This is a genomic window from Deltaproteobacteria bacterium (assembly GCA_013151235.1).
Taxonomy (GTDB): domain Bacteria; phylum CG2-30-53-67; class CG2-30-53-67; order CG2-30-53-67; family CG2-30-53-67; genus JAADIO01.
The window spans coordinates 1-13,264 of record JAADIO010000011.1 but is presented as its reverse complement, the minus strand read 5'-3'; the positions used below and the strand labels follow the sequence as shown (position 1 = coordinate 13,264).

Annotated in this window: 14 protein-coding genes; 10 read left to right on the top strand and 4 right to left on the bottom strand. The window is 56.8% G+C overall.

Features of this window, described 5'->3' with window-relative positions; translation table 11 throughout:
• The first annotated feature begins 69 nt into the window (after nucleotides 1–69).
• Genes GXP58_02320 through GXP58_02305 form a run of 4 tightly spaced genes read left to right on the top strand, consistent with a single transcriptional unit; the run spans nucleotide 70 to nucleotide 3,848 of the window.
• Nucleotides 70–873, top strand: coding sequence for a fumarylacetoacetate hydrolase family protein (locus GXP58_02320; GenBank protein ID NOY52436.1), 804 nt, complete (start codon nucleotides 70–72; stop codon nucleotides 871–873).
• The gene (locus GXP58_02315) at nucleotides 870–1,472 is read left to right on the top strand and encodes a hypothetical protein (GenBank protein ID NOY52435.1); all 603 of its coding nucleotides are present in this window, start codon (nucleotides 870–872) and stop codon (nucleotides 1,470–1,472) included. The genes GXP58_02320 and GXP58_02315 overlap by 4 nt, the downstream gene beginning before the upstream one ends.
• Nucleotides 1,473–1,485: 13 nt before the next feature.
• Nucleotides 1,486–2,613, top strand: a complete 1,128-nt coding sequence (locus tag GXP58_02310; protein NOY52434.1) for an AI-2E family transporter — start codon at nucleotides 1,486–1,488, stop codon at nucleotides 2,611–2,613.
• Nucleotides 2,610–3,848 (top strand): DNA helicase UvrD, encoded by a 1,239-nt coding sequence (locus GXP58_02305; protein NOY52433.1) that lies wholly within the window; start codon nucleotides 2,610–2,612, stop codon nucleotides 3,846–3,848. The genes GXP58_02310 and GXP58_02305 overlap by 4 nt, the downstream gene beginning before the upstream one ends.
• 7 nt (nucleotides 3,849–3,855) lie before the next feature.
• Here GXP58_02305 and GXP58_02300 read toward each other — a convergent pair whose 3' ends face one another.
• Both GXP58_02300 and GXP58_02295 read right to left on the bottom strand, forming a co-directional pair.
• The gene (locus GXP58_02300) at nucleotides 3,856–5,070 is read right to left on the bottom strand and encodes a class I SAM-dependent RNA methyltransferase (GenBank protein ID NOY52432.1); all 1,215 of its coding nucleotides are present in this window, start codon (nucleotides 5,068–5,070) and stop codon (nucleotides 3,856–3,858) included.
• The gene (locus GXP58_02295; GenBank protein ID NOY52431.1) at nucleotides 5,070–5,720 is read right to left on the bottom strand and encodes a methyltransferase domain-containing protein; all 651 of its coding nucleotides are present in this window, start codon (nucleotides 5,718–5,720) and stop codon (nucleotides 5,070–5,072) included. Before GXP58_02295 ends, GXP58_02300 begins: the two co-directional genes overlap by 1 nt.
• A 137-nt stretch (nucleotides 5,721–5,857) precedes the next feature.
• Here GXP58_02295 and GXP58_02290 point away from each other — a divergent pair, with 137 nt between their 5' ends.
• Entirely contained in the window at nucleotides 5,858–6,121 is a 264-nt protein-coding gene (locus GXP58_02290; protein ID NOY52430.1) for a zf-TFIIB domain-containing protein, read from the top strand.
• Here GXP58_02290 and GXP58_02285 read toward each other — a convergent pair.
• Nucleotides 6,116–6,661 (bottom strand): arginine decarboxylase, pyruvoyl-dependent, encoded by a 546-nt coding sequence (locus tag GXP58_02285; protein ID NOY52429.1) that lies wholly within the window; start codon nucleotides 6,659–6,661, stop codon nucleotides 6,116–6,118. The genes GXP58_02290 and GXP58_02285 overlap by 6 nt on opposite strands.
• Before the next feature lie 180 nt (nucleotides 6,662–6,841).
• Entirely contained in the window at nucleotides 6,842–7,675 is an 834-nt protein-coding gene (locus GXP58_02280; GenBank protein ID NOY52428.1) for a menaquinone biosynthesis protein, read from the bottom strand.
• Nucleotides 7,676–7,822: 147 nt separating this feature from the next.
• Between GXP58_02280 and GXP58_02275 the strand changes: the two genes are divergently transcribed.
• The 5 genes from GXP58_02275 to GXP58_02255 all read left to right on the top strand — a co-directional run bounded on the left by GXP58_02275 (nucleotide 7,823) and on the right by GXP58_02255 (nucleotide 13,143).
• Nucleotides 7,823–9,202 (top strand): hypothetical protein, encoded by a 1,380-nt coding sequence (locus GXP58_02275; protein NOY52427.1) that lies wholly within the window; start codon nucleotides 7,823–7,825, stop codon nucleotides 9,200–9,202.
• Nucleotides 9,203–9,276: 74 nt separating this feature from the next.
• Nucleotides 9,277–9,933, top strand: a complete 657-nt coding sequence (locus tag GXP58_02270) for a TrkA family potassium uptake protein (protein NOY52426.1) — start codon at nucleotides 9,277–9,279, stop codon at nucleotides 9,931–9,933.
• A 229-nt stretch (nucleotides 9,934–10,162) separates the two neighbouring features.
• Nucleotides 10,163–10,381, top strand: a complete 219-nt coding sequence (locus GXP58_02265; protein NOY52425.1) for a hypothetical protein — start codon at nucleotides 10,163–10,165, stop codon at nucleotides 10,379–10,381.
• A 265-nt stretch (nucleotides 10,382–10,646) separates the two neighbouring features.
• Nucleotides 10,647–11,069: a response regulator gene (locus GXP58_02260; GenBank protein NOY52424.1), complete on the top strand. Its 423-nt coding sequence runs from the start codon at nucleotides 10,647–10,649 to the stop codon at nucleotides 11,067–11,069.
• 250 nt (nucleotides 11,070–11,319) lie between these two features.
• Nucleotides 11,320–13,143, top strand: coding sequence for a Dynamin family protein (locus GXP58_02255; protein ID NOY52423.1), 1,824 nt, complete (start codon nucleotides 11,320–11,322; stop codon nucleotides 13,141–13,143).
• The last annotated feature ends 121 nt before the right edge of the window (nucleotides 13,144–13,264 follow it).

Below are 13,264 nucleotides of genomic sequence, written 5' to 3'. Positions count from 1 at the left end.
AGAGCCAAGAGCAGACTTGACCCCTTTTGGGGTTGACATCCCACTGCCGGATAGCATAAAGTTTGTACCATGCGAATCATCCGTTTTCTTGATGAGAAGGGCTGTGTCTGTTACGGGTTGCCCCGGGAGGAAGGTGTTGCCGATGTAGTGACGGGGGATCTTGCTTCCGGCTTCAATTCGGTCGGCAGAACCGTCCGGGTCGGAAAACTCCTCGCGCCTGTCAATCCGTCGGCCATCCTTTGTGTCGGGCTCAACTATCATTGCCATGCCGAGGAGTTCGGATTGCCGCTGCCGTCTCATCCGATCCTTTTCATGAAGAATCCGGCCAGCGTCGTCCATCCCGGCGATCCGGTCGTCCTGCCGTCGTCCTGTCTTGATCCGCCGCAGGTCGATTATGAGATGGAGTTAGCCGTGGTGATCGGCCGGGCGGTGAAAGACGTTCCGGTTGATTCCGCCCTTGAATATGTCTTCGGTTATACCATCGGTAACGATGTCTCGGCCCGTATCTGGCAGAAGGAGGGCGGGGGCGGACAGTGGGTTCGGGGGAAGAGCTTCGACACCTTCTGCCCCTTGGGACCGGCCCTGGTAACGGCCGACGAGATCCCCGATCCACAGGATCTCTCCCTTCGCTGCACCATCAATGGGAAGACCATGCAGGAGGGCCACACTTCCGACATGATCTATCCCGTTCGTGAACTGATTGCCTATCTTTCCGAGGGGACGACGCTGCTGCCGGGAACGGTGATCCTTACGGGGACGCCGTCCGGCGTCGGATTCGCCAGGACGCCGCCGGTCTTTCTCTCGCCGGGGGATCTCATCGAGATGACCATCGAGGAGATCGGGATACTGAAGAATCCTGTGGTGAAAGTATGAAGAAGAACTCCCGTCGGAAAGACTTTCTGATGCTTAGGAGTTTTGGACAAGAACTGATTTCGACAAACCATCTTGACTTTGTAGAGTGGGTCCTGATATCCGGCATGTTATTCGGTGCGGAAGAGGAATGGTGGGGGGAGGGGAGATGCCGCCCACTTCCCCATGAGGGGATCGATCTTGCCCTCTACCGGGACTGTCGTGGTAAAACTGTTTCTCTGAAGGGGAGGACCCGGATTCCCGTTGCGGCAGCGGGAGAGGTTGTCGCTGTTATAAAAGATTTCCTGGGGCGGTCGATTTTTGTCCACCATGTTCAGTATGATGAAGAAGATGTACGGCTGTTTACTCTCTATGGCCATACCCGGCCTTATCCGGGGGTCGTCCCCGGCTGTTTCCTTCAGGCAGGGGAAGTAATGGCGACGCTGGCCGAAGTGAGAAATCCGGTGCCGGGGCTTCTTCCCCATCTTCATCTCTCCGTTGCCCTAATTCCCCGATCGATTTCCCAAGAGGAGCTGTGTTGGGAGCGGCTGACCCTGCGGGACGATGTGGTTTTCATCGATCCGGTAGAGTTGTTGGAAGGTCGTTATATTATTGAATCATAAAGGAGTGCCGGCGATGAACCTTGGCAAAAGTCCCTACACCTTCGACCGGGTGGTCCGGATCGTCCTTGCCGCAGGACTTCTCTGGGGTGGTATCCGCCTCCTCGGCCTTCTCAGCGATGTCCTGATCCCTTTTGCCGTGGCGCTCCTGCTGGCCTACCTGATCAATCCCCTCGTGGTCCGGGTCCAGCGGAAGATCTCTCACCGCGGTACGGCGGTGGTTGTAAGCCTCATTCTCATCCTCCTTTTCTCGGGACTCCTTGCGGCATGGCTTACCCCCATGGTGACGAAAGAGATCTCTCATATGGGGAGCCTTCTCTCCGGCTTGGTGAACAATTCCGATATTGCCGAACGGGCATCGAAAGAGCTTCCGCCCGATCTCTGGAAGGCGGTGCGGGAATACGCTTCCCAAAAGGAGATCCAGGACCTCTTCAATACGGCGAATCTCTGGAAGATTGCCGTCGAAACGGTCCGGAAGGTCCTGCCGGGGATCTGGGGGCTCATTACCGGGACGGCGAGCTTTCTCCTCGGCCTGGCGGGGTTGGTGGTGATCCTCCTCTACCTGATCTTTCTTCTCATCGATTTTCCGAGGGTCCGGGAGGGGTGGAAGTCGATGATCCCCCCGGGTTATCGGGAACAGGTGGTGGCGTTCGTTCATGATTTCGATGCCGCCATGAACCGTTATTTCCGGGCCCAGGCGGCCGTAGCGGCCCTGGTCGGGGTCCTCTTTGCCACGGGGTTCACCCTCATCGGCCTTCCGTTGGGGATCCTGCTCGGCCTTTTCATCGGCCTTCTGAACATGATCCCCTATCTCCAGCTGATCGGGCTGATTCCCGCTTTTCTCCTCGCCGTGATCCATGCCCTGGAGACGGGAGGGAGCCTCCCCGTGACCCTGGCGCTGACGGGGTTGGTATTCGTTGGGGTCCAGTTAATCCAGGATACGATCCTCGTGCCGAGGCTGATGGGAAAGGTGACCGGGTTGAGTCCGGCCATGATCCTTTTGTCCCTTTCGATCTGGGGGAAACTCCTGGGGATCTTCGGCCTGATCATTGCCCTCCCCATGACTTGTCTCCTCCTTGCCTATTATCAGAGATTCCTGCTCGGCCCTGCGGAGGTCCCGGCCGGAGAGTCGGAGGGGTCGTGAGATTCCTGGCCGATCTCCATCTCCACTCCCCCGCCTCCCGTTCGACCAGCCCGGCCATGACCCTGGAAAACCTTCATCTTTGGGCACAGCTCAAGGGAGTGACCCTCCTGGGGACGGGCGATTTCACTCATCCGGTGCGGCTGGCTGAAATCAGGAAAAAACTGGCCCCGGCGGAACCCGGACTCTACCGGTTGAAAAAGCCCTTCATCAACGATGGAGAGGTTCCTCAACGCTGCCGACGGAAGATCCGTTTCCTCCTTTCCGCCGAGATATCGACGATCTATTCCCGTGAAGGAAGGACACGGAAGGTTCATCACCTCCTGCTGGCCCGGGACCTTTCTTCTGTTGCCCGGATCAACCGCGCCCTGGCCCGGATCGGGAATCTCGAATCGGACGGCCGCCCGATCCTCGGACTCGATTCCCGGGATCTGCTCAGGATCGTTCTCGAAAGCCATCCCGAAAATATCCTGATCCCGGCCCATGCCTGGACGCCCCACTTCTCCGTCTTCGGCGCTTTTTCTTCCTTTTCCTCTCTTGAGGAATGTTACGGGGAACCGGCATCACAGATCCCGGCGATCGAAACGGGGCTTTCCTCCGATCCTCCGATGAACCGGCGTCTGACACAGCTGGATGGAATACGCCTGATCTCCAACTCCGATGCCCACTCCCTGCCGAAACTGATGCGGGAGGCGACAATCTTCGAGACGGGCCTTTCCTATCCCGCCGTGCGGGAGGCCCTCCGGGGAGGCTGGGAGAAGGGACTGGGCGGGACGGTCGAGTTCTTCCCGGAGGAGGGGAAGTACCATTTCGATGGACACCGGAAATGCGGGATCTGCCTTTCCCCGGCGGAGACGAGAAAGCACAAGGGACTCTGCCCCGTCTGTGGAAAGAGGCTTACTCTCGGGGTCCTGCACCGGGTGGAGGAACTGGCCGACCGGGATCATCCGGCAGGTCCTGCCGATGGGACGGGCTTTCAGTCCCTGATCCCGCTGGCGGAGATCCTCTCCGGGATTCTCTGCGTCGGTGTCGGGAGCAAGAGGGTGGACCGGGAGTACCGGCGTCTTCTCTCCGTCTTTGGGGACGAATATACGGTCCTGACGAAGACCTCTCTCGCCGCGCTGGCGGAGGAGGGATCATCCCTTCTGGCCGAGGCGGTCGGCCGGGTACGGGAAGGAAGAGTGGAGATCGAGCCGGGCTACGACGGAGTTTACGGCAGGATCGGGATCGGTGTCTGAACGGAAATTATTTCAGTCTCATCAGCGCCAGGGACTCGATATGGTGGGTCTCGGGAAACATGTCGAATAGGCGGATGGATTCTATTGTGTATCCGCCGTCGACGAGGAGGCGCAGGTCCCTGGCCTGGGTCGCCGGGTTACAGGAGAGATAGGCGATCCGGCGGGGGAGGGCCCGGAGTATCTTTTTGATCAGACCGCTGGAAAGTCCCGGCCGGGGCGGATCGAGGACGATCCCGCCGGTGCCTGAGAGATCTGCTTCGGCGGCGGGCCGGCAGAAAAAGGAGAGGTTCCCGATCTTCGCCCGAAGGGCGGCCTTGCGTGCGGATTCGACGGCGGCCGGTGATGTTTCGATCCCGGTGACTTCACCGCATGCCCGGGAGAGAGGGAAGGTGAAATTGCCGCAACCGCAGTAGAGATCGACGACCTTATTTGTTCCCTCCATGAAGGCCCGGATCTCCGGGAGGATCGCTTCGTTGATCTCGCGGTTTGCCTGGACGAAGACGTCGGCGGGAAGATCGATTTGAACGCCTCCGGTTTTGAGTGGGATTGACGGCTTGCCCGTGATCCGGCGCATCTCCCTTTTCCCGAGGATGCAGCCGACGACGGGTGGTCTCATCGACTCACTCAGGGCCATGGCCTGCTGCAAGGGAAGGTCAAGGAACAGGTGGGCCTTGCCCCCGGCCGCAATGATAGTGACCTCTCCCTCCAAAGCGGATCTTCCCGGTGCTTCCTTTACCCCCTTACGGATCACCTGAAGTGCTTTGTTGATCGTCGGATCTGCGACGGCGCATTCCGTCATGGCACAGATCCGGTTCGTCCTGCGCCGGAAGAGCCCGACCTCCCCGTTTCCGATCTGAAATCGCATCCGGACTCTTTTTGACTTGGAACCGAGGATCTCCGGTGTTTCCGGATCTTCAAACTTCCCGATCCTTTGCATTTGATTGCGGAAAATCTCCTGCTTGATCCGAAGCTGTTCGGGGTAGGTGATGTGCTGGAAGTCGCATCCCCCGCACGCCCCGTACCAGGGGCAGAAGGGATTCCTGCGAGAGGGGGAGGGCTCCAGAATCCGGACGAGGCGGGAGAAGGTGTGGTGTCGCTTCTTCGACACCTCTTCGATCTCAACGACGTCCCCCGTGACGGTCTCCGGGACGAAGTGGACACGTCCTTCGATCCGGGCGATACCAAAGCCGCCGGGTGCCATCGACTCAATTCGGGACTCCATCAGGCCCTTCCCTTCTTTCCTTTAACGGCCGTGACCGCCATTCCTTCTCCTGCCCGCCGGATTGTGATATCGCACAGGTTGAGGGGGACAAGTCTTCGCCGAACGATCCTCCGGACGGGGGCGATGAAGGCGAAGGAGTAGAGAAAGAAGAGGAAGCCGCCGGGACGGAGGACGCGGATCATCTCCTCGGGATATGGGGGCGCGTTCTGGGTCAGGACGAGGTCGAAGGTGTTGTCGGCAAAGGGGAGACGGCCGGAGGGAGAGACAAGGGCCGAGATCCGCTCCCTTTTTGCCGGGGGGATCTTTTTCCGGAATGTTTCGATCATGGCCCGGGAGATATCGGCCCCGGTGATCCGGGCCTCCGGGAAAGTGTCGGCCAGCCGGAAAGCGGCCGGACCCGTGCCGCAGGCAAGATCGGCGATCCGTGCCGGTGGTTTGGGGATCTCCCCTGCCGCCCGATCCAGAGGAGCAAGGACGACGGATGTTCCCATTTTCTCCCAGGCCCGGTCGTAGGAAGGGGCCATCCCGGAAAAGATCCGGTCCATGGCCCGAAGAAAACCGCGCCGTTGCAGAGTCCCCGGCAGGATGAAGGAAAATCCGATCAAATGAGTGGCGACACTCTTTGCTATGAGCGTCTTGGTCTTTCCCATTGGTTCTACCTCTTCTTCGCCTCATTATCGAACACCAATATACCATAATGGAGAGGGAAACTCCTGAGAATTCTTCCTTGACCTCACTTTCCGGAAAGGTTTATCCTCTTCTGAAAGATGAAACATGGGAGGGAGCCGTGAAAAAGAAAGACAAATGGGACGAGGTGGAAAAAGGGAAAGAAGAGGATTACTTCCTGAAGAAGCACCGGGAATGGTTGGAGAAAAAGAGAGGATCCAAAGGAGAAATGGGCACGGAAGAAATCGGATTGTCTCCTGCCTGCCCGCATTGCGGTGCTTCCCTCCGGAAGGTTCCCTTTCAGGGGGGGGCGGTTCTGCAATGCGTGAAATGCCGTGGCGGCTGGCTTGATGCCGAAACCCTTCGGCGGTATGTGGGGTTATAAGATAAAGACCGCCGCCGCTACGACGGAGGTGTAGAACCCCTTCTTGACGATCGCCGACTGGGTGATGTTGCTCGTCCGGACGATCTTCCCGCTGATCTTCCAGATCTCCCGTTTTTCGTCCCAGCTCTTTTCTTCATCGAATTCGATTCCCAGGGTCGAGGCGAGCATGGCCGCCGCCAGGTCCTCGGCGTAATCGCCGGCGGTTCTGTCGGTCATACCGAAAGCGTGGTGTTCGCTGAGGTAGCCGTACATCCGCTTGTCCATGGGGATGGCGCATCCCACGGAGGCGGCCAGGAGTCTGCGAGGTTCATTGGAGGCACAGCGGGCCAGGACGCAGTAGGTGATCTCTCCGGGGTGGAGGAGTTTCAACCCTTCCTTTCGGGAGATCCGTCTGCACCCCGGCGGAAGGATGCTGGAGACGGTGACGAGGTTGCACTTTTCGATTCCGGCATCCCGCAGGGACAGTTCGAAGGATTGAAGTTCTTCCTTGTGAATGCCCACACCGTTGGTAAAAAAGATCTTTTTCGGGACTCGATTCATTGATGACCTTTCTTTTGGGTTGATTTTGAAACGGGAAGATATAACAGAATCCCCAAACGGGGCAAGCAAAAAGAATATCCCGGGATGCTACTTACGTCGGGGACAAACCCCGGCGTTACTCTCTGCTGTGGCCCCATGATACCACAGAAGTGCGGACGGCACATCTGCCGGCCAAGCGCATCATTTGGAAGGCAAAAAGGGAAGAAAGTTCAGGGAAGGGCTTTCCGGGATGAGGCCGAGTTCGCAGGCGTAATCGAGATAGCGTTCCAGACTCTCGATCTTTTTGTCATCGAGATTGTAGGAGAGGGTCTGCCAGTAGCGGACAAGGTCGTCCGCATCGATGCCGACGGCGCTCTTTGCCGCCCGGGCGATTTCCGGGTAATGGCCTTCCGCGTATTTTCGGGCTTCCCGGAGCGTTCCTGCGAGACGCATGATCTCCTCCTTCTTTGTTGCGACGATTTCCCGCCGGATCATCCAGAGGGCAAAAACGAAGGGAAGACCTGTAAAATCCCTCCAGAGGACGGCGAGATCATAGACGAATCCCTCTTCCTTCTTTTGCAGATGGGCCTTGAGCGCCGAGTTCCCGATATCAAGCCGGGCGGCCACATCGGCTGCAGCATGGGCTTTCCCCTCCGTGAGGTGATAATGGCAATCGATACGGTATTGCTTGTGAAGAAGGATCCGCAGGAGTGCATTCGAGGTGGCCGAGGCCGGAGAGAGTTCCAATGTTTTCCCTCCTAATTTTTCGATAGGAACGGTGGAGAGAAGAAGAACACTTTGTATCTCCCGGCCGGAGGAGATGGAGAGATCCGGCATGAGGAGATAGCGGTCCGGATGGAGCCCGTATTCGAAGGAGGAAGAGGGGGCGAGGTCGATCTCTCCTGCAAAGAGCATCCGGTTCAATGTTGCCGGTTCTCCCTGAACAAAGGTAAGGTTTTTTCCGGCCCCGGTTTTTCGCAGGGAATGGAAAAGGGGGGTACAGTTGGCGTAAGGAATTTCTCCAATTCGGATCATGGAATCTCCTGAAAGGCAGCCCATGATAAAAGTTTGCCGCATGGCTGTCAAGGAAGAGAAAGCGGATTCTGCCTTGACCCCTTTCCCCGGATGGTGTAAGTATTTTCTATTTTGAGTTTCCGCTGATCGGCAAAGAGGGGATACCCGATGGCGAATCATATGCTCGGACGGATCAAACGTTTGCACCCCAATACGCTCCTCATCGGCAGCTTTGCCCTGGCGATTCTGGTCGGGGCCGTGTTCCTCCACGCCCGTTTTTCCCTGGCGGGCGGTCCCGTCTCCTTCCTCGACGCCCTCTTTACGGCGACCTCCGCCGTCTGTGTGACGGGTTTGACCGTGGTCGATACCGGGAGTCGTTTTTCCACCACCGGTCAGGGGATTCTGCTTCTGCTGATCCAGATGGGGGGCTTGGGAATCATGACCTACTCAACGGTGGTGATCTTGGTCCTGGGCAGACGGCTGACCTTCAAAGGTCGGGAACTCGTACAGGGAACCCTCTCCCACAAGACCGATCTTTCCGTCTCCACCCTGGTGAAGAACGTCTTTATCATGACCCTCCTTTTTGAAGGGGTGGGATGGGCGCTCCTCTTTTTTCGGTGGCGGACCCTCTTCCCGTTAAAGGAGGCCTTTTTCCAAGCCCTTTTCCATTCCGTATCGGCCTTTTGCAATGCCGGATTTTCCCTCTTCTCCCGAAGCCTTGTCGATTACAGGGGCGATCCCTGGGTGAACGGCGTCATCCTTGTCCTGATCATTGCCGGGGGTCTCGGTTTCCTGGTCCTGCGGGAGCTTCAGAAATTTACGGCGGCGAAATTCCTGCAGAAGAAGAGGATCTCCATCTCCACCCATACCCGAACGGTCCTCGTCATGACGGGTCTTCTCATCATTGCCGGTGCCGCGGGGTTTCTGGTGCTGGAATGGAAGAATGCTCTGGCCGGTGCCTCTTTCGGCGAAAAGGGGCTCATGGCCCTCTTCCAGTCGATTACACCCCGGACGGCCGGATTCAATACCGTCGATTACCATCTGCTGACAAACGGGACCCTCCTCTTCACGATCATTCTCATGTTTATCGGGGCCTCTCCCGGTTCAACCGGCGGCGGGATCAAGACGACCTCCTTTGCCGTACTTCTGGCCATGGCCCATTCAAAATGGAAGGCCCGGGAAGATACGGTCCTCTTTCGAAGGACCGTCCCTTCCGAGACGGTGGCGAGAGCCATCTCCATTATTCTTCTTTCCCTGCTGTTGATCCTGCTCGGGACGATGGCCCTGATGATTACGGAGTTGGGGGATATCCCTCATCCGGCGAGCCGCGGGCTTTTTTTAGAGTATCTCTTTGAGACCGTTTCCGCTTTTGGTACGGTAGGACTGTCCACCGGAGTCACGCCGACCCTTTCGGCGGCAGGCAAGATCATCCTGATGATCCTGATGTTTGTCGGAAGAGTGGGCCCGATCACCGTTGCCTTGGCGATTTCCGGGGAACGGAAGGAAGAACTCTTTTCTTACCCGGAAGAAAACATTATGGTAGGCTGACCGGGACGGCTTTGTCATAAAGTCCGTCTGCTTTTTAACGAGTTTATCAACCCTGACTTTTTAAAGGTGCGGAGATGAAACAGCAATATGTCGTTATCGGATTGGGAATGTTCGGAAGTCATGTGGCCAGGACCCTTTACGAAGCGGGTGCCGATGTGGTGGCCCTCGACCGGGACCGGGATGCCGTACAGAGAGCGAAAGACCATGCCTCCAGGGCGATGGTGGCCGACGTTACCAACAAGGAGTTCCTGAAATCCCTTGGACTGGACCCGGACGACATTGTCATTATTGCCATGGGTGAATCCCTGGAATCGAGTATTCTGGCCACCCTATTCCTCAAGGAGTTAGGGGTCCGGCAGATCATCGCCAAGGCCAACGAAGAGGACCATGGGAAGATCCTTTCCACCCTCGGCGCATCGGAGGTGGTCTTCCCGGAGAAGGATGTCGCAATCCGGCTTGCCCGAAGGATCAGCACGAAGAATATTATCGATTATATCCCCTTCGTCGAGGGGTACAGTATACAGGAGGTGGCACCCTCGAAGAAGATTGTCGGACAGAAGATCCGGGACCTCGACTTCCGGCGGAAATTCGGTCTGCAGATTATTGCCATCAAGGATGTCATCGAGAACAAAGTAGAGTTGATTATCGATCCGGAAAAGGTACTCAAAGACAGTGAGATGATGGTTGTTCTCGGCAGGAACAGCGACCTGGAGCGGATCAAATCGCTGTAATCCGCGAAATTTCTCGATGACAGGATTGTCGCAGAAAGGTCTTGACTGTGACAGTTTTGTCTTTTTTTGCAGCTCCTTCCTTTTCTACGGTTTTCTAACCGGTTGAACTTACATTGGTTTTTCCGTGTGACTCCGGTCGTATCTTTGGCATTCAATTTGCAATATTTTTGTTTCGTAAGATCTTCCTCATTTCAATCTTAAAAAATGCAGGCGAGGGGAAGGAGGTGCCATGATGAATTGCCCGAAATGCGGTGCCGGGAAGATGCAGTGGAACCGTCCGGTTTACTTCAACCGGGAAAACAACGAAGGGGGGTTCCTCTACGATGGAGAGAGTTATCATTGCCGGATCTGCGGCAAGGTTGTGTTTCTCCATCGGGATATCGGTTTCCCCGAAAAAAGATTCATTCATGGCCAGGTCTGTAACGGGACCTGGGAGGAATCCTGGTAACTACTCAGGTCACCACTCTTTTTCCGTATGACTGGTTACGCCTTCGGCGTGCCCCGCCTTAGTTTATCTTTGTCGCTTTCAGCGGCCCTGATGAATAAGGGATCTTGGGGTGTTGCGGTGCTCAAATCCTCAACGTATGAAAAATACGCCGAAGGTGTCCGCGCTCCTCACGCTTTGTCCTGCGGGAAAATAGAAGCAACCTGAGCAGTTACGAATCCTGAAAAACCGTGAGATCTTTCTGTCTGTTCGAAGGAGGGAGGGGAAAATGAGTCGAAAAATAGTGGTTGCCGATCATGCACCTGCCGTGCGTTATACCATCGCCTTTGCCCTGCGGATGAAGGGCTACGAGGTTCAGGAAGCGCAAGATGGTTTGGAAGCCCTGTCAATGATTACCGAGGCGGAAGTGGAAGGGTTGCCCTTTGATCTTCTGATCTCGGAGATTCATATGCCGAAACTTGACGGTGACGATCTGATCCGGCGCCTTCAGAAAGATGGATTCTCGATTCCAAGCATCTTTGTTACGGCCGACCATGAACCGGTGACGTCAAGGCGGCTTATGAAGTACGGTTGCCTTGATATCCTTTACAAGCCCTATGATATCCGCCTGCTGGTGCGGCGAGTGGATCATCTGCTTGGCGGGCGGGTCCTGCCTTGCTCACCCCCCCTCTTGCAGGCAAAGGCTTCTTGATGCCGGTCCGCCGGTGTTCAAATCGGGACCTTCCCGGGTTAACCCGGGATTCCATCCGGAATAATTCTTGACAGATTCCTGCCTGAACGATATAAATTTCAAGAAGGCGATGGAGTCCGCCCGGAAAATGTCGGATTTTCCCGACTGATGACTCCTGCTCGGAAGTTTTGAATCAGGGTGGGAGTTTGCAGAAAGGCAACGGTCTTTACTGCCTCCTTCCCGCAATCCCCCTGGGAGAGGAGGTTCTTTTATGGATTCCTTCAATGAAGGAACCCCGTCCGTCACCCCTGTTGCAGCCCCTGACCTTATTACCCTTTTTGAACGATCCGCCGAACTCATAGAAAAACTGGGGGATGATTTTCTGCCTGACGAAGAACGCCTGGCTCAACTCAGGGAACGGCTCGAAGGAGACCGGTTCCATCTGGCTGTGCTGGGGCAGTTCAAACGGGGGAAAAGCACTTTCCTGAATGCCCTCCTGGGGGAGCCTCTTCTGCCGACGGCCGTCGTTCCCTTGACCGCGATCCCGACCTTTCTCCGGTACGGTCCGAAAAGGTCGGTTTGGGTCTCCTTTGAGGACGGGGAGCGGGAAGAGTGCGTCGGCTGTCCCCATGATGCCCTGGTTGAACTTTTGGAACGCCATGTTACGGAGGAGCGGAACCCCGAGAATCGTCTTGGCGTCACTCAGGTGGATGTGGAGCATCCCTCGGGTCTCCTTTCGCATGGGGTCGTCCTCATTGATACCCCCGGGATCGGTTCCACCTTTCGTCACAATACCGAGTCGACGATCAACTTTCTTTCCCAGTGTGATGCCGCCTTTTTTATTGTTTCGGCCGACCCGCCGATTACGGAGGTGGAGGTGGAATTTCTCCGAGCCGTTCAGGGGCATGTGAAACATCTCTTCTTTATCCTCAACAAGATCGATTATCTCTCTTCGGACGAGCGGAAGCGGTGTGCGAACTTTCTGAAAGATGTGATCCGGAAACAACTTTCCATACAAGAGGTTCCCGAGATCTTTCCCGTTTCGGGACGCGACGGTCTTGCGGCCCGGACCGCCGACGACGAACAGGGATGGAGGGAGAGTGGAATGGAAGCGGTCGAAACCTGTCTCACCGGATTCCTGAAAACGGAAAAGGGTGCAATCCTTCGGCAGGCGATTGCTGCAAAGGCGGGGGACTTGCTGGACGACCTGGGGGGGCGCGTCCGTTTGCGGCGGCGGTCCCTTGAGACCCCCCTCGAGGTACTGGAGGAGAAACTTGCCCTTTTCAACCGACAGGTGGAAGAGGCCGAGGGGATGCGCCGGACGGCGGGGGACCTGCTGGCCGGGGACCGGAAACGGGTGGTCGAATTTCTGGAGGAACAGTCGGGGGACCTCCGGGAGGAGGCCCGGAGCTATTTTAATACTCTGGTCAGCAGAGAGCTGTCGGATGTTCCGAGCCGTGCCGGTCTGGAGGAACGGGCGAAGAAGGCGATCGAGAAAAATATTCCGCTGTTCTTTGAAAAACATCTCGGCGAGTTGTCTCGGGACATGGAGAAGCGGATCGGTGATCTTGTCAACCTGCACCAGGGCCGGGCGAATGAACTCCTCGATACGGTCCACCGTACGGCCTGCGAGCTTTTTGATCTTGCCTATACCCCGCTGAAAGAGAAGGGGACCCCCGACCGTGTTCGAAAACCTTACTGGGTAACCCATCGTTGGAGCAACCGTTTAAGTTCCATCCCGACGGGGATGCTCGACTGGGTACTTCCCCGTCCAGTCCTTACCAAACAGGTCCGAAAACGGATCCTTGCCGAGGTGGAGGACCTTCTGATGCACAATGTGGAGAACCTCCGCTGGGCGACCCTGCAGAATATCGACCGGACCTTCCGTCGGTTTGTTTCCCAATTAGACGAGCACCTGAAGCGGACGATTGAAGGGACCCGGAATGCGATCCTCCATGGGCGTGAACGTCGGAAAGAGGGCCGGGACCGGGTTGCAGGGGAGATTGAAGAGCTTCTGAAACAGGAGGAGGCCATCGCAGAGATTACCGCGGCCCTGCGGGCGCTCGGTGCATTGAAAAAGGAGGAGCAGGGCTGAACGGACCCAACCACGCCGAGGATAAATGCAGTCGGTGCGATCCCGTGTGTGAACAAAAAAGAGAGGCTTCAACCGAATGGTCAAAGCCTCTTGGATATTCCGCCCGGCTTCGCCCTTCGGG